The 20,181-nt window shown below is 61.1% G+C and carries 17 protein-coding genes; 12 read left to right on the forward strand and 5 right to left on the reverse strand.

From position 1 onward, the window contains the following. Window positions 1-94 precede the first annotated feature (94 nt). The gene (locus ACZZ0K_RS00645) at window positions 95-550 is read right to left on the reverse strand and encodes a MaoC family dehydratase (protein WP_016773011.1); all 456 of its coding nucleotides are present in this window, start codon (window positions 548-550) and stop codon (window positions 95-97) included. Between the two features lie 193 nt (window positions 551-743). Between ACZZ0K_RS00645 and ACZZ0K_RS00650 the strand changes: the two genes are divergently transcribed. From ACZZ0K_RS00650 to ACZZ0K_RS00660, 3 genes are read left to right on the forward strand one after another with little or no spacing between them, the layout of a single operon-like run. Then, window positions 744-1,106, forward strand: a complete 363-nt coding sequence (locus tag ACZZ0K_RS00650; protein WP_016773012.1) for a CidA/LrgA family protein — start codon at window positions 744-746, stop codon at window positions 1,104-1,106. Further along, window positions 1,106-1,822, forward strand: coding sequence for an LrgB family protein (locus ACZZ0K_RS00655; protein WP_016773013.1), 717 nt, complete (start codon window positions 1,106-1,108; stop codon window positions 1,820-1,822). The genes ACZZ0K_RS00650 and ACZZ0K_RS00655 overlap by 1 nt, the downstream gene beginning before the upstream one ends. A gap of 10 nt (window positions 1,823-1,832) precedes the next feature. Next, complete coding sequence (locus ACZZ0K_RS00660; protein WP_150742315.1) at window positions 1,833-2,423, forward strand: LON peptidase substrate-binding domain-containing protein; 591 nt, start codon at window positions 1,833-1,835, stop codon at window positions 2,421-2,423. A gap of 87 nt (window positions 2,424-2,510) precedes the next feature. Here ACZZ0K_RS00660 and ACZZ0K_RS00665 read toward each other — a convergent pair whose 3' ends face one another. The 4 genes from ACZZ0K_RS00665 to ACZZ0K_RS00680 form a co-directional block, all read right to left on the reverse strand. Next, the gene (locus ACZZ0K_RS00665; protein ID WP_258707240.1) at window positions 2,511-5,981 is read right to left on the reverse strand and encodes a calcium-binding protein; all 3,471 of its coding nucleotides are present in this window, start codon (window positions 5,979-5,981) and stop codon (window positions 2,511-2,513) included. A gap of 69 nt (window positions 5,982-6,050) precedes the next feature. After that, complete coding sequence (locus tag ACZZ0K_RS00670) at window positions 6,051-7,922, reverse strand: hypothetical protein (protein WP_463558930.1); 1,872 nt, start codon at window positions 7,920-7,922, stop codon at window positions 6,051-6,053. 402 nt (window positions 7,923-8,324) lie between these two features. Next, window positions 8,325-9,641 carry a bifunctional DedA family/phosphatase PAP2 family protein gene (locus ACZZ0K_RS00675; RefSeq protein WP_041477718.1) on the reverse strand — a complete coding sequence of 439 codons (1,317 nt, stop codon included), beginning with the start codon at window positions 9,639-9,641 and terminating at the stop codon, window positions 8,325-8,327. Between the two features lie 152 nt (window positions 9,642-9,793). After that, window positions 9,794-10,519 carry a DNA-3-methyladenine glycosylase gene (locus ACZZ0K_RS00680; protein ID WP_076564277.1) on the reverse strand — a complete coding sequence of 242 codons (726 nt, stop codon included), beginning with the start codon at window positions 10,517-10,519 and terminating at the stop codon, window positions 9,794-9,796. A 177-nt stretch (window positions 10,520-10,696) separates the two neighbouring features. Between ACZZ0K_RS00680 and ACZZ0K_RS00685 the strand changes: the two genes are divergently transcribed. From ACZZ0K_RS00685 to ACZZ0K_RS00725, 9 genes are all read left to right on the forward strand, one after another. Then, window positions 10,697-11,968 carry a glutamate-5-semialdehyde dehydrogenase gene (locus ACZZ0K_RS00685; RefSeq protein ID WP_252868345.1) on the forward strand — a complete coding sequence of 424 codons (1,272 nt, stop codon included), beginning with the start codon at window positions 10,697-10,699 and terminating at the stop codon, window positions 11,966-11,968. Beyond that, window positions 11,937-12,659, forward strand: a complete 723-nt coding sequence (gene nadD, locus ACZZ0K_RS00690) for a nicotinate-nucleotide adenylyltransferase (RefSeq protein WP_374046300.1) — start codon at window positions 11,937-11,939, stop codon at window positions 12,657-12,659. Before ACZZ0K_RS00685 ends, nadD begins: the two co-directional genes overlap by 32 nt. Window positions 12,660-12,731: 72 nt before the next feature. Continuing rightward, entirely contained in the window at window positions 12,732-13,226 is a 495-nt protein-coding gene (rsfS, locus tag ACZZ0K_RS00695; protein WP_016773024.1) for a ribosome silencing factor, read from the forward strand. A gap of 9 nt (window positions 13,227-13,235) precedes the next feature. Next, window positions 13,236-13,703, forward strand: coding sequence for a 23S rRNA (pseudouridine(1915)-N(3))-methyltransferase RlmH (gene rlmH, locus ACZZ0K_RS00700; protein WP_011063671.1), 468 nt, complete (start codon window positions 13,236-13,238; stop codon window positions 13,701-13,703). 10 nt (window positions 13,704-13,713) lie between these two features. Beyond that, window positions 13,714-15,609 carry a penicillin-binding protein 2 gene (gene mrdA / locus ACZZ0K_RS00705; RefSeq protein WP_071173699.1) on the forward strand — a complete coding sequence of 632 codons (1,896 nt, stop codon included), beginning with the start codon at window positions 13,714-13,716 and terminating at the stop codon, window positions 15,607-15,609. 31 nt (window positions 15,610-15,640) lie between these two features. Then, window positions 15,641-16,744: a rod shape-determining protein RodA gene (rodA, locus tag ACZZ0K_RS00710; protein ID WP_050977864.1), complete on the forward strand. Its 1,104-nt coding sequence runs from the start codon at window positions 15,641-15,643 to the stop codon at window positions 16,742-16,744. Window positions 16,745-16,761: 17 nt separating this feature from the next. Next, entirely contained in the window at window positions 16,762-17,772 is a 1,011-nt protein-coding gene (gene mltB, locus ACZZ0K_RS00715) for a lytic murein transglycosylase B (protein WP_186532367.1), read from the forward strand. Further along, a complete protein-coding gene (locus ACZZ0K_RS00720) occupies window positions 17,772-18,779 on the forward strand; it encodes a septal ring lytic transglycosylase RlpA family protein (protein ID WP_463558931.1) in 1,008 nt (335 codons plus the stop codon). The genes mltB and ACZZ0K_RS00720 overlap by 1 nt, the downstream gene beginning before the upstream one ends. 186 nt (window positions 18,780-18,965) lie before the next feature. Then, window positions 18,966-20,123 carry a D-alanyl-D-alanine carboxypeptidase family protein gene (locus tag ACZZ0K_RS00725; RefSeq protein WP_016773028.1) on the forward strand — a complete coding sequence of 386 codons (1,158 nt, stop codon included), beginning with the start codon at window positions 18,966-18,968 and terminating at the stop codon, window positions 20,121-20,123. Window positions 20,124-20,181: the final 58 nt, after the last annotated feature.

Consider the following 20,181-nt stretch of genomic DNA (forward strand, 5'->3'; position numbering starts at 1 on the left):
CCGGGCAATTAGGCGACCGAGTATGCCGCAGCTATGCGTCGCATATATACAGACGTGACGCGAAACAGCGTGCGCTGCTTCGCATCCGGGATGATCAGACGAAGCAGAGTGACAGCGGCTCGGCGATGTAGGCCGGTTTGTCCGAGCCTTCTATCTCCAGTGTCGCGGTGGCCTTGAGCAGCCACTGGCCGGGTTTTTTCTCGGTCACTTCGACCATGTCGACCTTCAGTCGGACTTTCGAATTGACCTTGACCGGCTGGATGAAACGCACGCTGTCCAGGCCATAGTTGACGACCATCTTCACGCCTTCGGGCAGCACGAGGATGTCTTCCATCAGTTTCGGCATCAGCGACAGCGACAGGAAACCATGGGCAATCGTGCTGCCAAACGGCGTTTGCGCGGCCTTGACCGGATCGACGTGAATGAACTGAAAATCACCGGTGGCTTCGGCGAACAGGTTGATGCGCTCCTGATCGATGGTGAGCCATTCGGAACGTCCAAGTTCCTTGCCGACATAATCTTTGAGCTCTGCAACGGGAACATAGGGCATTGAGACTCTCCTTGGGTTCATCGGTTTTATAGTTTTTCAGGGGGCGGATTTGACCGGCCTGCGAACCACTGTAGATCATCATGGCGATTTGCTCAGGTCAACCGACCATGCTTTTGGCGAATGCCGGTCCATAGCGCCGGCATGCTTATAATGCCGAGCCCCTGCTGGGTGAAATAGAAGACGGAGATGTCAGATGTTGTTACGTGGCCTGACCCTGCTGGTGCTGTTCCAACTGCTCGGCACGGCGCTCAATCATTTGCTGTTGCCGATATTGCCGGGGCCGATCATCGGGCTGCTGCTGTTGCTGGTGTTCCTGATCATTCGCGGTGAAGTCGGCGAGCCGCTGAATCAGGCGGCGGGCAGCCTGCTGCGTTATCTGCCGTTGCTGCTGGTGCCGCCAGCGGTGGGCGTGATGGTGTATGCCACGGCGATTGCCGCCGATTTCTGGGCGATCGTCGGCGCGCTGGTGGTCTCGCTGATCCTGTCGATGGCCTTTGCCGGCGTGCTTATGCAACGGCTGGTCAAACGTCATGCGCCGCCGGCGGAGGAATCCTGATGCTGTTCGACTGGCAAGGCGCGTGGGCGTCGGTGATTCACCATCCGCTGTTCGGCATTGGCATCACCCTCGGTGCCTATCAACTGGTGCTGGCGGCGTTCGAGAAAACCCGCTGGATCTTTCTGCAACCGGTGCTGGTCTCCATGTTGTTGGTGATCGGTGTGCTGGTCGGCTGCGGCCTGACCTACGCGGAGTATCGCAAGAGCACCGAAATCCTCAGCATTCTGCTGGGGCCGGCCACGGTGGCGCTGGCGGTGCCGCTCTACCTGAATCTGCGCCGCATCCGGCAATTGTTCTGGCCGATTTTTACTACGCTGGTGATAGGCGGGGTGGTCGCAACGGGCATGGGCGTGGCGCTGGGCTGGTGGTTCGGTGCCGATCACATGATCCTGATGACCATGGCGCCTAAATCGGTGACTTCGCCGATCGCCATGCTGGTTGCCGAGCAGATCGGCGGTGTGGCGGCGCTGGCAGCGGTGTTTGTATTGATCACCGGGGTCATCGGCGCGATCTTCGGCCCGGCGCTGCTGACCCGCCTCGGCGTGCACAGCCCTGAAGCGCGCGGCATGGCGCTGGGCATGACCGCTCATGCGGTCGGCACGGCGGTGGCGATGCAGGAAAACGATGAGTGCGGCGCGTTCGCCGCGCTGGCAATGAGTCTGATGGGCGTGGCCACGGCGGTGTTCCTGCCGTTGGCGGTGTCGATGGTGGTGTAAGGAAATGTCTATGAGTCTGCCGCTTTTTCCGCTGAACACGGTGCTGTTCCCCGGCTGCAACCTCGATCTGCAGATCTTCGAGGCGCGCTACCTCGACATGATCGGCCGCTGCATGAAACAGGGCGTCGGCTTCGGGGTGGTGTGCATCCTTGAGGGCAGCGAAGTCGGCGTCGCGCCGGAAGGTTTCGCAATGGTTGGCTGCGAAGCGCGGATCACCGATTTCCAGCAACAGGACAACGGCCTGCTCGGCATTCGCGTCCAGGGCGGGCGGCGTTTCACGGTGTTGCGCACCGAAGTGCAGCGCGATCAGTTGATCGTCGCCGACGTCGAATGGCTGGACGATGAGCCCGAGCAACCGTTGCAGGACGAGGACGCCGATCTGGTCGCGCTGCTCAAGGCGCTGGCCGAACACCCGATGGTCGAAGCGTTGGACATGGGCACTGAAGCTGCCGGTCAACAGTCACTGGCCAATCAGCTTGCCTACCTGTTGCCGTTCGCCGAAGAAGACAAGATCGATCTGCTGCAACTCGACGACCCTCAGCAACGGCTGGATGCGATCCAGGCATTACTCGACGAGTTGCAGGGCGAACTGTTCGCCTAGTTTCACTTGCAAAACGCATGACTCAAGGCGCAAACGAAGATCAGCGCAGGCCCACCCTGGCACGATGTTGAAACCGGCAGCGCACCGTCAGCTCATGTTGACTGGGATGAACAGACCGTCGCGGTTGACGCGCTCTTGCGGATCATTGAGCAGGCTCCATTGATTGCTCACCGAGTTGTAAACCAGCGTGCCCACTGTCTCGGGTTTGTAGCCGATGTGGGTGACGTAGACCCGCGCGGCCAGTTCGTGGCGTTGTTTGTGCTTGTCGATATCCGTCAGCAATGCCTCGACACTGGCGTAGCCACGAGCATCGATCACATACAGCTGCAACACCTCAAACAGCAGCGAGACTTCATAAATGTTGCCGGCTGACGTCACCACACCGATGCACTCCACCGGAGTGTCATCCAAGATGTCCGGCAACTCCACCGTGACGCTGGCAATGCGCAGGCGGTTGCCCTGGAGCTGAATGTCGGCGCGCGTGACGGTTTCTGTCAGGGTACGGGTGAACAGATTCCATCTCGATGCATTGGCCGTTTTTGCCGCAGCGCCCGGTGTGGCCAGACGCAGGATGCTGTTGCTGGAGAGATAAACGTCGTAAGTCGCGCTTTTGCCTTCGAGCAGATAAATCCCGGTGTGCGGCCGCGATTCGATGACCACTTTGCTGTTCTGGGCGCCCAGTGATGGTTTCTCGCTGACCAGCGGGCGGATGAATGGATATTTTCCGTTGCGCCGCTTCAACCAGCTCCGCGAGCTGAGCACTCGGATGCCGGGATTTCTGGCGTCGTCCCGGTAATCGAACGCGGGCACCTGCACGCGGTATGAAACGTCATCCTGCATGACCAGCACGATGTCCCGGGCCAGAAGCGGTGTCGTGACCTTCAGGCTGTTTTGGCCACTGTAGCCCGTCGCGGCGGCAATCGTCTGGATCACGCCTTTGAAGGCCAGCACTCTGGATGGCAGCAGAATCGACAGGCTGATGTTGTTGTAGGTCAGGTGCGTATTGCCCGAAACACCCTGGCGCAATTCCACGCCATAGCTGACCACCACGTCGACGATCTCGCTGTCCTGGTAATCCAGGTAAATGGTACGGGCGCCGGTAGCGTTGCCTGTGGCGACGAATTCGACCCTGTGCTCGGTACGTGCGACGAAGTGGCGCTGCACGCCCTGACCGTCCAGCGCCACCGTGCCACCGTTGACGATTGCCGGGGCGGGTGCCGGCCGTCCGCTGACAGTGACGGCAACCTCGATGTCCTGACTCAACGCTTCACCAGGTCGAGTGGGCAGTTGCGCGCGCAGTTCATAGCCATCGAGAGTGCGGAACACCCACCGAGCATTGTTCAATTGGCGCTGACCGTTGACTGTCCGATAGACGTTTTCAAGGGTCAGCACATGGTCGGGGTCGCTGCCGTCCCTGCCGCGCAAGGAGTTGACCACCAGTGAGGTGCCGATGATTTGCCAGCGTTGAATGACCGCCATCGGCCAGCCGAATTCGATCAGGCTCGAATGGTCGCCACACTCGATGATCGTTGTACGTGCATTGGTGTCGGCGATGTAATAGCGATCTTCGCCGCCGCCGCCCTCTATCGTGCACTCGGTACCAGAGATTGCGATCGTGTCGTTGCCGTCGCCGGCGCTGATGCGGTCGTAACCGTTGGCGGAAATCTGGTTGGGCTGGTCATTGCCCGTGATAGTGCTCGTGCCTTTGCGCAAGGTCGCAACGTTTTCAATGGAGGTCAGGTGGGCGACTTCGAGGGTGTCGTTCGCAGAGTCCGGGCCGCGAAGTGAGACCTTGCCGGTTTGCAGGTTGACGTCGTGACCGATGTAACGCGTGTCGGTAATCGGGCGGACGCCTTCGAACGCAACCAGGTCGTTGCCCGAGCCGCCATCCAGCACATTGATGTGCGGCGGTTTGCTCGATCGATCCAGTTCCTGATCAGAGACTTCCTGGTAGAACGCATCATTTGTGTCGCCGCCCGTCAGTGCCTTATGGCCGTCGCGGTAGGTGAAGAGGTTGGGCCGCGCCTTGACGCCAACCACGCGGTCGTTGCCATCACCCAGGCGCCAGAACACGCCTTTGCCTTCGCCTGGGCTGCCGCTGACCATGCCTTTGAGGTTGTCGGGTAGTCCGAGGCTTGCGTCGACTGCATCGTCGCCGCCGACGATCACCGCCTGGCTGTCGAGTCTGAACGGCAACTGCCCGGCGCTTTCGTCCCACTGGTAACGCCACAGTTCGACAGGGCGCAGTTCAGCGCGAAACGCGCCATTGACTACCTGTGCGATGGAGTCCTTGTAAGCACCGGCCAGCATGTCTTTCGCCGACAGTTCGAGCTGTTTTCCATAGTCACTGTAAAGCCTGGACAGTTTGAAGCGATCCATCACCTCGGTGTCCAGTTCCTTGCCGGTGAAGGCGAACCATCCCGAGCGCAGACGCTCGAGTGTCGTCAGTTCGATGTAGTCGTCGATATCGTCGACGACCCTGGCGGCCTGATAAACCATCGATCCGCTGATGAGCAGCGCAGCGGCCGCAAGGCCGAGCGGGCCGGCAACGCTGCCGAAGCCGGCCAGCGCGGCGACGCCCAGCACCAGGCTGATACCCGCGCCCGCTACACTCAGGGCACCGCTGAAATAATGATCCTGAGCTTGTTTGCCCGATGTCGCGGCGGCGGCGTTGAAGGATTTGATCGCGTCAACGATGTCGAACGGCAAGGTAATCGCGCTGGCGAACAGTCCCGCACCACGGCTCATGTATTTGCCGATTGAGGTCAGCGCAAAACCCTTCAGTACGTTGCTGCCCTGAGTGAGCATCGCCTGGCCTGTTCTGGTCAGGCCCTGCTCGATGATCAGCGAGCCGAGTTCTGCAGCGATGGATCCGCCGTAGTACAGCATTTCCAGTGCCTCGCCTTTCTTGATCGCATCGGTCAGCGCCATGTAGCTGCTGTAGATGCCGAAGGCTTGCATGCCGACTCCCGCGCCGCTCATCAAATAGCTTTTGCTCTTGTTGATCCAGCCCGGTGCGTTTTCAAACGCGTCCGCACGGTGGATTTCCAGCTTTTGCGCAGCCTTGCCCAGCTTGTTGAGGCGATCCATGGCGCTGCCGGAAACCAGCGGCCTATCACTGATGAACAGTGGGCCGGCATCCACCGAGCGCTTGCAGGCAATTTCGTAAAACAGCATTGCCGCCATGTCATTGTCTGGGAAATCCACGGCCTGCAAGCGCGACTGCACCTGCGCCGATTGAAAATTGAGTCCGTCGAGAAATGCCTGATCCACGCTCTTGATGTGGGCGTTCGCCGCACTGACCGGTTGACCGTCAATGGTCGCCCCCAGCGCTTGCAATTCGACCCGACTGATCATGATCTCACCGATGCGTAGCAGGCCCAGATGCTTGTCCAGGGCTTTGAGGGTTTTGCGAAGCGACGGATCAATGTCAGGCGCCTGCGTCTGATTGCGCATATGGGTGGGCGGCGCATGGGGATTCGCCGAGACGTCGATGGGGGTAACTTCAAGTGCGCGAACGTGGGCGATATGGGTCGCAGGGACGATGAGTTTCGACACGTATTAATCCTTTAATGGTGTGCATGAGGGGGCCGGTCTCCTCTCCGGCGTTGTATGGGCGTGCCCGGTTCAGGGCCAGGCGATGTCGTATGCAAACTCGTTCTTGTTGCCCGACAGCCTGAGGATTGGCAGTCCCGCCGCTTCCACTTTGTCGATCAGTCGGTCGTATTGGAATTTGTTGGCATGCCCGGCATGGGTCGCCGCCTCGATGCGCTCAGCGTCCGCGCCGGCCTGTTCCTTGATGTCTGCGACTCTGGCGCCTTTGCTCAGGTCTGTGTTCAGTAACCAGATACGCTCGGCTGGAACTCCGCTGCGGGTGACCGAAATCAGCCCCTCGAAATCGTCGGAGGGAAACCAGGTCGGCGGGTTCTCACGCGCAGCGGAATTGAACGCCATGTTCTCTTCGTGCGGGACGACTTCCAGATTGCGCGTGTCGAGGGCGTACATGAACATTTCTGTCTGCCGCGTGCGTGAGGACCGATAACCCCGCTCGTGATCCCAGGCGACTGGACTCTCAGGATCAGACCAGTCGGATGAGGAACTGCTTGAATCATCGGCGTCGCTTGCGCCGCTGTCTGAGCTGCTGTCACCCGCGTCGCGTCCCGGATATTTATGGGTCTGGCTGTTGAAACGCAGGTATGCGGGATCGGGGGCGCTGGCATACATCTGGCCCTGCTCGAGACTGAACGTCGCGCTGATCGGCTTGTGCGTGGTGGCGCCGGGTTTGTGGTGGTAGCGGGGCAGCATGGTGCCGTCATTCGCCAGCTCGAACGGCGTGCGCTCGTCACCGCGAAACAGTGCCGGGATGTCCGTGCGATACAGGCAATTGTGTTTGTTGCGCAGGTAACCGAGCTGTTTCAACAGCGCCTCGCGGACCTCGGGGGTCAGGCCTTGTTCGGCGTCGTACCAGTCGTGGCGGGCATTGTGCTTGAGGTTGAGCTGCTCGACCGCATCTGTGGCCAATTGCTCAAAGCGTTGCGGGTGGGTGATGTCATCCAACAGGCGCTTGTGCGCCAGTGCCCAGGCTGGAATCGCCAGATGGTCGCTCATCTCCTGCTGCAAGCGGGTCAATTGCCTGGGCAGCAGATTGAACGATTGCAGAAAGGCTTCGCGCTCTGCACGGCTCATCTGCGGATGCAGCCAGCGCAGTGAGTCGCGCAGCAGATCGGTCAGCGGATTTCCGGTGGTTGTGGGATGTGCCCACTGTGGCGGCATGCCGCTGGCCTGAGCTTCGACACGAAAGCGCGCGATGTCCTGGCCCTGCAAGCCATATAGCTGCCAGATCTCATGATCGGTCCACTGTTTGAGGTGGGTCGGCGACGCCGCGAATCCGCCCAACGGAGGATCTACCGGAATGAAATTGCCAAATGAATCCCTGAAGGCGAACAGGGGGGCGTCTGTGCGCGCTGCAAAAAGCGGATGCATTTCGTAGTAACCCTGAGCATCCGGCGAACGCCCCGATGGACTGTAACGGCTTTGATTGATGGGCGTTGTCGCGGGGGCGAGCCGTGCTCGCTTCGGCGCTGGATGTTCGGTCAGGCGCCAGGTGGGGCTGTCTGCGTTTTTATACAAAAGCGGTCCGGAGGGCACGCGCTCGGTCAGCAACTTGCTGCGCCATGCGCCGGTTTCATCCACGCCGACGTGAGTGGTTTGCAAAGCGCCCTGATATTCGACGTCGACGAACTTTCTGCCAACGACCCAGCGAAATCCATCGGGGTCAGCGGGCTTCATCCCACGCAGAAAAGCCTCTGACAACCAGTAATCGTTTATTGAAGTGGAATGTTCCGAACGATAAGCGCCGTGTGTCGGTAACTGAAAGATTTCGATCGCCGGAAGTCTCGGGTTTGCATCGGCGAGGGGGCTGCCGGAAGTTGTTGTGGGCAGCGTCTGGTCGTGACCACCGGTCCTTCTCGATATTTCAACGGCGCTGGCATCGATCAAGGGGCGATGTGGTGCCGGTGCGTGCGGATCAGTTTGATGCGGCGTTGTAACAGGCGTCTTGCGGGGTATCTTTGGACTCATGAATAACTCGACAAAGAATGAATTGATAAATGCCTCGGCAGAACTTCAATGCCGGGTCCGGATAAATATTGATTGTTGGCAAGTGCTCAAGCCGGGCGGATTGAACTCACGGATTTTCTTTTGCGCGAAATACTTCGCCACCGTGTACCGGCTGGACTATGTAACGCTAGTTTGGCGTCGATTGGGAATGCGGAAACGTCGGTTTTATAACCAGGAAAGTTAACCGCAGGAGGGGAAGTTTGCGTAGGTAATCAACGCCGCTCTTGTCGGAATATTCCAAAAGAGCGGCGTATAAAAAATCTGGCTTGTGAGTTGTCTGTTTTAGTAGGCGTAACGCAACAATGTATGTGGCAAGTGGCGCAGTACGAAGAAGCCGAACAGAGCAACCATCGATGGCAGGATCAGCCACCAGATCTTGAACGGCATTGCATTAAGGGACGCCTGACGTTGGCTCAACCACAGCATCGCAGCACACACGCAACTGGCGAGCATCGCCCCGGCCAATATGTCGGTTGGCCAGTGCGCGCCCAGATACACCCGCGACAGGGCGATAGAGAGGGCCGGGATGCAGGCAATCAGCAGCCAGGTCAGGCGCATGCGCGGCGGCTGACCGCGCCCGGCCAGCACGCCCAGCGTCAGGAACAGAGCGAACGCGCCAGAAGCGTGGCCGCTGGGCATGCTGTAGGTGGTCAATGGATCGCTGAGCACTTCCGGGCGCACCCGGGCGAAAAAATACTTGGTTCCGGTATTGGCCATTGCGGTGACCAACATGGTGGCGCCCGCGAACATTGCCTGGCGCCACTGCTTGCACAGCACCAGCAGAATGACGAGCAGGGCACTGAACAGCAGCATGTTGCGGAATTCGCCGATCAGGGTCAGCGTCACGGCGATTTCGTCCAGCGCTGGCTGGCGGTGCTCCTGCACCAGGGTCATCACGCCGTTGTCGAGCGCGGTGAGGTATGGATAGCCGATGAACAGACCGATCAGGATCAGCAGGCTCATGCCGCCGATCCAGATCGTCGCGCGACGATGGCGGCGCACGCTGCTGTTGACGCTCAGGCCGACCATCACCGCGATGCTGGCGGCGACAATCCCGGCCTCCAGCCAGAACCCTTCAGGCAATGGCAGACGGAACGCCGCGCCGGTGGCCCAGCCCGGCAGCAGATAAGCCAGGCTCCAGCCAGCAGCGGCCAGCAGGCTGACGGCGAAAAAACGCGGGAAGGGCATGTCGCACATCCCGGCGACCATTGGCAGCATTGGTCGTAGCGGGCCGATGAAACGCCCGACCAGCAAGCTGGCGATGCCATAGCGCTGGAAGTACGACTCGGCGCCGGCCATCCATTCCGGGTGATGGCGCAGGCCCGGCAGGCGGCGGATGTTCTGATGGAAATGCCGCCCCAGGAAGTACGAGATCAAGTCGCCGAGGATGCCGCCGAGAAAGCCCAGCAGCAGCGTTTCGCTCAATGACAGCGCGCCACTGCCGGCCAGTACCGCCACGCCGAACAATAGCACCGTGCCCGGCACGATCAGCCCGGCGATCGCCAGACATTCCACGCACGCAACGATGAACACCGCTGCGGCCAACCATTGCGGATTGGCGCCGAGCCATCCGGTGATGCTATCGAGCCATGGGCCCATACAGAAAAACTCCATTCATTCTTTAAGTAATTGTTACGCGTTTCACTGCTGATCCGTGGGAGCGAGCCTGCTCGCGAACGCGGTGTGTCAGGCGTTAGAAGCGTTGGCTGGCACAACCCCTTCGCGAGCAGGCTCGCTCCCACAGGGGGACATCATTTATTTGCGGATTCGGCTTCAGCGCCGGGAAGCAGGCAATAATCCCGGCCTTCGACCTGACCCCGTCGCAGCGGGTTCCGCGTGCACCATTGCGCATACGCAGCGTCAACGAAGCGATACATCAAGTGTTCATCACGGCCCAGCGGAATGCCCAACCGGGTGGTTTGAATGATCTGCGCGGGTGGCGGTCCCGGGTCCTCGACCAGCAACAGTTCATGATCGAAACGCTTGGCGTCCCACATCGGCACTTTCAAACCCAGCGCCTTGCACAGCAGGGTCTGTCCGGCGCAGAGCTTCTGTGTCGGACGCGGTCGGCCCTGGGCATCGGGATTGTTCAGCAGCATCTGCGCCAGACTCGCCGGACCGCTCACTTCATCGACCCACGGATAGGCGGATTTGATCAGCACCGCGTTGCCCGGCCCCTGCGCACTGAAGTTCAGCGAATCACCGCCGCGTGCGTAGTACATATAGATGTGGCCGCCATCCAGAAACAAAGCCTTACGCTTTTCTGTATAGCCAAGCGAGGCGTGGCTGCCTTTTTCCGCGCAGTAATAGGCTTCGGTTTCGATGATTCGCGCACTCAGCCACAGATCGCCGACGCGATGGCGGATGACTTTGCCGAGCAGCGCCTGCGCCAGCACCTGGGCGTCGCGGTCGAAAAAACTGTCCGGCAGGCCCACGGGCAGGCGCGCGGACTCGGGGCAAAGGGGCACGTTGGTCATGATGGGCAAGGTTGATCCAGGCTCAAGAGGTCGTGATGATAACAACGCTGAGCTTAATTACGTCTGAACGACGGGCAAACGCAGCTCATTTCGACCATCCGCCCGTCACCGCTGTTAGTCCCGGGACGCGACAGCTATAATCTGCCGCTTTCCTCTTTGCCAAGACCCCAGCAGACCATGACTGAGTCCGTTCTTGACTACATGACCCGATTGGGTCGCGCCGCCCGCGCTGCCTCCCGGGTCATCGGTCGCGCCAGCACCGCGCAGAAAAACCGCGCCTTGCAGGCTGCCGCCAATGCTCTGGACGCTGCGCGCGCCGAGCTGGCCGCCGCCAATGAGCTGGATCTGGCTGCCGGTCGCGCCAACGGTCTGGAGCCGGCGCTGCTGGAGCGTCTGGAACTGACCCCGGCACGCATCGACGGCATGATCGTCGGCTTGCGTCAGGTTGCTGCACTGGCGGATCCGGTCGGCGCGATTCGCGACATGAGCTTCCGTCCGTCGGGTATTCAGGTCGGCAAGATGCGCGTGCCGCTGGGCGTGATCGGGATCATCTACGAATCCCGCCCGAACGTGACCATCGATGCCGCCAGCCTCTGCCTGAAGTCCGGCAACGCGACCATCCTGCGCGGTGGCTCCGAGGCAATTCATTCCAATCGCGCGATTGCCGCGTGCATTCAGCGCGGTCTGGCCGAGGCCGAATTGCCCGCCGCCGTGGTGCAAGTGGTCGAAACCACTGACCGTGCCGCTGTCGGCGCGCTGATCAGCATGCCGGAATACGTTGACGTCATCGTGCCCCGTGGTGGCCGTGGCCTGATCGAACGCATCAGCCGTGATGCCCGCGTGCCAGTGATCAAGCACCTGGACGGCATCTGCCACGTTTATGTCAGCGAACACGCCGATCTGGCCAAAGCCCAAAGCATCGCCTTCAACGCCAAGACCTACCGTTATGGCATCTGCGGCGCGATGGAAACCCTGCTGGTCGATCAGGCCGTTGCCAGGGATTTCCTGCCTTCGATGGCCGCGCAGTTCCGCGAAAAAGGCGTCGAGCTGCGCGGTTGCGAGCGCACCCGGGCGATCATCGAAGCGGTCGCGGCCAGCGAAGACGACTGGCACACCGAGTACCTGGCGCCGATTCTGTCGATCCGCGTGGTCGACGGTCTGGAGCAGGCGATCGAACACATCAACCATTACGGCTCCCATCACACCGACTCGATCGTCAGCGAAAACCTCGCTGACACCCGCCGGTTCGTGGCGGAAGTCGACTCGGCCTCGGTGATGATCAACACGCCGACCTGCTTTGCCGATGGATTTGAATACGGATTGGGTGCCGAGATCGGCATTTCTACTGATAAGCTGCACGCCCGCGGCCCGGTCGGGCTTGAGGGGCTGACCTGCGAGAAGTACATCGTGGTCGGCGATGGCCAGTTGCGCGGCCAGGCGACGGTCTGACTTGACCGACCTCGACCTGACAGCGCCGCACACCGGCAGCGAGTCGCGCCCGCAACGCATTGGCGTGCTGGGCGGTACGTTCGACCCGGTGCATATCGGCCATTTGCGTGGCGCGCTGGAAGTTGTCGAAGCGCTGGCGCTGGACGAGTTGCGCCTGATGCCGAACGCGCGGCCGCCACATCGCGGGACGCCGCAGGTATCGGCGCAGGACCGGCTGGCGATGGTCGAGTGCGCGGTGGCCGGATTGCCGCCGCTGGTGGTGGATGCCCGCGAATTGCAGCGGGACAAACCGTCCTGGACCATCGAAACCCTGGAGTCGCTGCGCGCAGAGATGCCCGCCGAGACCCAGGTTTTTCTGCTTTTGGGCTGGGACGCATTTTGCGGCCTGCCCACTTGGCACCGCTGGGAAGAGTTGCTCCAGCATTGCCACATCCTGGTGCTACAGCGCCCGGACGCCGACAGCGAACCGCCGGATGCCTTGCGCAACCTGCTGGCAGCGCGTTCGGTGAGCGACCCGCTGGCCCTGAAAGGGCCGAGCGGACAGATTGCATTCGTCTGGCAGACACCGCTCGCGGTTTCCGCCACCCAGATCCGTCAACTGCTGGCCAGCGGTAAGTCGGTACGTTTCCTGGTGCCCGACGCGGTCCTGGCCTACATCGATGCGCACGGTCTGTACCGTGCGTCGAACTGAACAAGGCGTGCTTCACCGATACGGATCACCGTATCCCCAAGCCGCCGAATACATGAGCAAAACGAGTTACATATGACTGATAAAGATCTACCTAAAGTAAAGCGCAAAGGCACGTTCAAGAGCGCACCACTGCCGGAAGCCGTCAACACCAACGAGCCGCTCAAGGGCGACGAACTGGTCAAGATTGCCGTCGCTGCGCTGGAAGACGTCAAGGCCCAGGACATCCAGATCATCGATGTGCGCGACAAGCAGAGCATCACTGACTACATGATCATCGCCACCGGTACCTCCAATCGCCAGATCAACGCGATGCTCGACAAGGTCCGCGAGGAAGTGAAAAAGCAGGGCGCCAAGCCGCTGGGCGAAGAAGGCAAGGGCGACAGCGATTGGGTACTGCTCGACCTCGATCTGGTGATCGTGCACATGATGACTGCCTCGGCGCGTCAGTTCTACGACCTGGAGCGCCTGTGGGCCGGTGCCGAGCAAAGCCGTGCGGCCGATGCCAAGCACCACAGCCCGGAGAACACCCACGAGCATTTCACCAAGCTCAATAAAGACCAGTTCTAAGGGATTGCTGTGCGACTGCGCCTGATCGCCGTCGGTTCACGCATGCCCAAGTGGGTGGAAGAAGGCTGGCATGAATATGCCAAGCGTCTTCCGTCCGAGCTGGCGCTGGAACTGGTGGAAATTCCGCTCAATACCCGTGGCAAGAATGCCGACGTGGCCCGTTTCATCCGCCAGGAAGGCGAAGCCATGCTGGCCAAGGTCGGGCACAACGAGCGGATCGTCACGCTGGAGGTTCACGGCAAGCCGTGGAGCACCGAGCAACTGGCGGTCGAACTCGATCGCTGGCGCCTGGATTCGCGCACGGTCAACTTCATGGTCGGCGGCCCGGAAGGGCTGGCACCGGAAGTCTGTGCCCGCGCTGACCAGCGCTGGTCGTTGTCGCCGCTGACCTTGCCGCACCCGCTGGTGCGGATCCTGATCGGCGAACAGTTGTACCGTGCCTGGACCGTGTTGTCCGGCCACCCTTACCACAAGTAAGCCTGCCCTCATGTCTCAGCCGATCCGCATCAAGGACCACGAAAAGGACGCCCGTCTGGTGCGCAGCCGTGTCGTGTTCGGTGCGATCGTGATCGTGGCGCTGATCTGTGTGCTGATCGCGCGTCTGTATTACCTGCAGGTGATCCAGTACGAGTACCACTCGACCCTGTCGGAAAACAACCGCGTCCACGTGCAGCCGATTCCGCCGACGCGCGGGCTGATTTTCGACCGTAACGGCGTAGTTGTGGCCGACAACCGGCCGAGCTTCAGCCTGAGCATGACCCGCGAGCGCTCCGGCGACTGGCAACAGGTGCTCGACGTCATCGTCGAGGTGCTGGAGCTGACGCCCGAGGACCGGGTGATCTTCGAGAAACGCATGCGTCAGGGGCGTCGGCCGTTCGAGCCGGTGCCGATCCTGTTCGAGCTGACCGAAGAGCAGATCGCCCGCATTGCGGTGAACCAGTTCCGCCTGCCCGGGGTGGAAGTGGTCGCGCAACTGGTCCGGCATTACCCGCAGGGCGCGCATTTTGCCCACTCGGTGGGCTACATGGGGCGGATCAACGAGAAAGAGCTGAAGTCGCTGGATCCGGTCAACTACAGCGGCACCCACCACATCGGCAAGACCGGCATCGAGCGTTTCTACGAGCCGGAATTGCACGGTCAGGTCGGTTACGAGGAAGTCGAGACCAACGCCCGTGGCCGCGTATTGCGCGTGCTCAAGCGCACCGATCCGATTCCCGGCAAGGACATCGTCCTGAGCCTCGACATCAAGTTGCAGGAAGCCGCCGAGGCCGCGCTGGGCGGGCGCCGTGGCGCGGTGGTGGCGCTCGATCCGAAAACCGGCGAAGTGCTGGCGATGGTCAGTCAGCCGAGTTTCGACCCCAACCTGTTCGTCACCGGCATCAGCTTCAAGGCCTACGCCGAGTTGCGTGATTCCATCGACCGGCCGTTGTTCAACCGCGTGCTGCGCGGTCTGTACCCGCCGGGCTCGACGATCAAACCGGCGGTGGCAATTGCCGGTCTCGACGCTGGCGTAGTCACGGCTTCGAGCCGGGTGTTCGACCCGGGCTATTACATGCTGCCCAACTACGACCACAAGTATCGCAACTGGAATCGCACTGGTGACGGCTTCGTCGACCTCGACACGGCGATCATGCGTTCCAACGACACCTACTTCTATGACCTGGCGCACAAGCTCGGCATCGATCGGCTGTCGACCTATATGAACAAGTTCGGCATCGGCCAGAAGGTCTCGCTGGACATGTTCGAAGAGTCCCCGGGCCTGATGCCGTCCCGCGAATGGAAACGGGCGACGCGCAAGCAGGCGTGGTTCCCCGGCGAAACCCTGATTCTCGGGATCGGCCAGGGCTACATGCAGTCGACGCCGCTGCAACTGGCCCAGGCCACGGCGCTGGTGGCCAACAAGGGCATCTGGAACCGTCCGCACCTGGCCAAGTCCCTCGACGGGGTCAAGCCGGTGGATGAAAACCCGATGCCGAACATCGTCCTGCGCGACCCGTCCGACTGGAACAAGGTCAACCATGGCATGCAGCAGGTGATGCACGGTGCCCGTGGTACCGCGCGCAAAGCGGCGATCGGCGCGCAATACCGCATCGCCGGCAAGTCCGGTACCGCGCAGGTGGTGGCGATCAAGCAGGGCGAGAAATACGACCGCTCCAAGGTCCAGGAACGCCACCGCGACCACGCCCTGTTCGTCGGCTTCGCCCCGGCCGATGATCCGAAAATCGTCGTGTCGGTGATGGTCGAGAACGGTGAGTCCGGTTCCGGCGTTGCCGCGCCCGTGGTGCGCCAGGTCATGGACGCCTGGTTGCTCGACCAGGACGGCCACCTGAAAGCCGAGTACGCCAGCCCTATCACTGCGGAGGCCCCGGCCCGTGATGAATAACTTCGATCGCATGCTCTCCAGCGAGGATGTGATGCGTCGCCGCGCGACGTTGCTGCAAAGACTGCATATCGATGGCCCGCTGTTGATCCTGTTGCTGATCCTCGCCGCCGGCAGCCTGTTCGTGCTGTATTCGGCCAGCGGCAAGAGCTGGGACCTGCTCGGCAAGCAGGCCACGTCGTTCGGCATCGGTCTGGTGGCGATGATCGTCATCGCCCAGTTCGAACCGCGTTTCATGGCGCGCTGGGTGCCGCTCGGTTACGTGATCGGCGTGATATTGCTGATCGTCGTCGACATCATGGGCCACAACGCCATGGGCGCCACGCGCTGGATCAACATCCCCGGGGTGATCCGCTTCCAGCCCTCGGAGTTCATGAAAATCCTGATGCCGGCGACCATCGCCTGGTATCTGTCCAAACGCACCTTGCCGCCGCAGCTCAAGCACGTCGGCATCAGCCTGATGCTGATTGGCGTGCCGTTCATTCTGATCGTGCGCCAGCCGGATCTCGGTACCTCGTTGCTGATTCTTGCCGGTGGCGCCTTCGTCCTGTTCATGGGCGGCCTGCGCTGGCGCTGGATTCTCAGCGTGCTGGCGGCGGCGGTGCCGGTGTCGGTGGCGATGTGGTTCTTCGTCATGCACGACTATCAGAAGCAGCGTGTCCTGACTTTCCTCGACCCGGAAAGCGATCCGCTCGGCACCGGCTGGAACATCATCCAGTCGAAAGCCGCGATCGGCTCCGGTGGCGTATTTGGCAAAGGCTGGCTGCTCGGCACCCAGTCACACCTGGACTTTCTCCCGGAAAGCCACACCGACTTCATCATTGCTGTGCTTGGCGAAGAGTTCGGTCTGGTGGGGATTTGCGCGCTGCTGCTGATCTATCTGTTGTTGATCGGTCGCGGGCTGGTGATCACCGCTCAGGCGCAAACGCTGTTCGGCAAATTGCTCGCCGGCGCGTTGACCATGACTTTTTTTGTTTACGTTTTCGTCAACATCGGTATGGTCAGTGGCCTGTTGCCGGTCGTGGGGGTGCCGTTGCCGTTCATTAGCTACGGAGGAACTTCGCTGGTGACGCTGCTGTCAGCGTTTGGGGTTTTGATGTCGATCCATACCCATCGCAAGTGGATCGCACAGGTTTGAATAAGGTGAAGAGTGCAATGCAAGTAATGCGTGGCTGGGCGACTCGATGCGCGCCGCTGGTTGGCCTGATGGGCCTGCTGGGGAGCGTGCAGGAAGCGCTGGCCGGCGACTATGAAGGCTCGCCGCAGGTGGCCGAATTCGTCGGCGAAATGACCCGCGACTACGGTTTCGCCGGTGAACAACTGATGGGTGTGTTCCGCGAGGCGCAACGCAAGCAGTCGATTCTCGACGCCATCTCCAGACCCGCCGAACGGGTCAAGCAGTGGAACGAATATCGTCCGATGTTCATCACCGACGCGCGCATCGCCCGTGGTGTCGACTTCTGGCGTCAGCACGAGGCGACCCTGGCCCGTGCCGAGCAGGAATACGGCGTGCCGGCACAAGTGATCGTGTCGATCATCGGCGTCGAGACCTTTTTCGGACGTAATACCGGTAATTTCCGCGTGATCGATGCTTTATCGACCCTCGGCTTCGACTATCCTCCCCGTGCCGAATTTTTCCGCAAGGAACTGCGTGAGTTCCTGCTGCTGGCCCGCGAAGAGCAGGTCGACCCGCTGACCCTGAAAGGCTCGTACGCCGGGGCCATGGGCCTGCCGCAGTTCATGCCGAGCAGCTTTCGTGCCTACGCGGTGGATTTCGACGGTGACGGCCACATCAATATCTGGAACAACCCGGACGATGCCATTGGCAGCGTCGCCAGCTACTTCAAGCGTCACGGCTGGGTCGCCGGTGAGCCGGTGGTCAGCCGCGCCGATGTACGCGGCGAGCAGGTTGATGAAGGCCTGACCACTGGTATCGAACCGGTGAAAACGGTCGCAGAGTTGCGGGCGCTGGGCTGGTCAAGTCATGATGCGCTGCGCGATGATATGCCGGTTACCGCATTTCGCCTCGAAGGCGACAACGGCCCTGAATACTGGATGGGCCTGCAGAATTTCTACGCGATCACGCGTTATAACCGCAGCGTGATGTACGCCATGGCCGTACATCAACTGTCTGAACAGCTGGTACAAGCACGGGGCGTCAAGTAATGCAGGCATTGCCTAACAATAAACCCCTGAAGCTGGTGGCTTTCGCTGCGTTGGCAGTCCTGGTCGCCAGTTGCACGACCAGCCGCACGCCGACGCAGAAAACCCCGTCCACCGCTGTCCGCGCCCAACCGGGCCTGGACATCAACCGCGCGCACAAAGACGGCGCGCCGTGGTGGGATGTCGATGTTTCGCGCATCCCGGATGCGACACCGACCCTGCACACCGGCCCGTACAAGGCCAACCCGTACACCGTGCTGGGCAAGACCTACTTTCCGTTGCAGGAATCCAAGACCTACGTGGCTTCGGGCACGGCGTCCTGGTACGGCACCAAGTTCCATGGCCAGAACACCGCCAACGGCGAAGTGTATGACCTGTACGGCATGAGTGCCGCGCACAAGACCTTGCCGCTGCCAAGTTACGTTCGGGTGACCAACCTGGACAACAACAAGACCGTGATCCTGCGCGTCAACGACCGTGGGCCGTTCTATTCCGATCGAATCATTGACTTGTCTTATGCTGCGGCGAAGAAGCTCGGCTATGCCGAAACCGGCACCGCACGGGTCAAGGTCGAAGGCATCGATCCGCAGCAGTGGTGGGCGGCCAAGGGCCGTCCGGCGCCGCTGATGCTCAATGAGCCGCAAGTGGCGCAGAATAGCGCCCCGGTCATCACCGCGTCGGCCGGTACCGTCGAGCAATGGACGCCGCCGCCGCAGCAACACGCCGCGGCCGTGGTGCCCGTGCAGATCGATGCAAAAAACGCTTCTGCACCAGCGTCTGGCCAGTATCTGCAGGTGGGCGCGTTCGCCAACCCGGACGCTGCCGAGCTGCTGAGGTCGAAGCTCAGCGGGATGGTGAGCGCGCCGGTGTTCATCAGCTCGATCGTGCGCAATCAGCAGACCCTGCACCGGGTACGCCTGGGGCCGATCGGCTCGCCGGGTGAGATCGCCCAGGTGCAGAACAGTGTGCGGCTGGCCAATCTGGGTTCGCCCAGCGTGGTCACCGAGTAACACGTAGACCTTGATTGACGGTTCACTTGCGGTATTCGGGGGTGAACCAGGTTGTTGGCTCGTCGAAGAACAAAAGCCCGGCAAGGGTGACTGGAGTGAGCAACTGAACACGCGATGGCCCGTTAGAAGGCTGTCTGAATAAGTTTTGCCTTCGGGCAAGTTTCCATTAGCGATTTCGAGAGACGGATGAACATCACCACCTTTGCCAAACGCCTGTGTCTGCTAGTCCCGCTGCTCCTCTCGCCAGCCGCCTTCGCGGCCGAGATGATGCCGTCGCCACCACAACTGGCCGCCAAGGCCTACGTTCTGATGGACGCCAGCAGCGGCAACGTGCTGGTCGAAAACAACGGCGACCAGCGTCTGCCACCGGCCAGCCTGACCAAGCTGATGACCGCGTACATCGCGACCCTGGAAATCCGTCGCGGCCAGATCGGTGAAAACGATCCGGTGACCGTCAGCGAAAACGCCTGGCGCACCGGCGGTTCGCGGATGTTCATCAAGGTCGGTTCGCAGGTGACTGTCAGCGACCTGCTGCACGGCATCATCATCCAGTCCGGTAACGACGCCAGCGTCGCCCTGGCCGAGCACATCGCCGGCAGCGAAGACGCGTTCGCCGATCTGATGAACAAGACCGTCACCGAACTGGGCATGACCAATACCCACTTCATGAACCCGACCGGTCTGCCAAACCCTGAGCACTACTCGTCGGCGCACGACATGGCGATCCTGGCCCGTGCGATCATCCACGAAGACCCGGCTCACTATGCGATCTACTCGCAGAAAGAGTTCTTCTGGAACGGCATCAAGCAGCCTAACCGCAACCTGCTGCTGTGGCGCGACAAGACCGTTGACGGTCTGAAAACCGGCCACACCGATGAAGCCGGCTACTGCATGGTGTCCTCGGCTGTACGTGATGGCCAGCGCCTGATTGCCGTGGTGTTCGGTACCAACAGCGAAGTGGCTCGCGCCGCTGAAACCCAGAAGTTGCTGACCTATGGTTTCCGCTTCTTCGAAACCCAGACCTTCTACCAGAAGGGCACTGAACTGGCGCAGGCGCCGGTATGGAAAGGCACCACCAGCCAGGTCAAGGCCGGTCTGGCGCAAGACCTGACCATGACTCTGCCAAAAGGCCAGCTGAAGAAGCTCGCTGCCAGCATGACCATGAACCCGCAACTGGTTGCGCCAATCGCCAAGGGCGACGTGATCGGTAAAGTCGAAGTCAAACTGGAAGACAAGGTGGTGCACAGCGCTGACCTGATCGCTCTGGACGGCGTCGAGGAGGGTGGTATCTTCCGTCGCATGTGGGATAGCATCCGTCTATTCTTCTACGGCTTGTTCAACTGATTTTGTGTTGACCTGCATGGCCCCGCCCCGATCCGGTGCGGGGCCATGTGCGTTACCA

This window comes from Pseudomonas sp. AC255, from assembly GCF_979258175.1.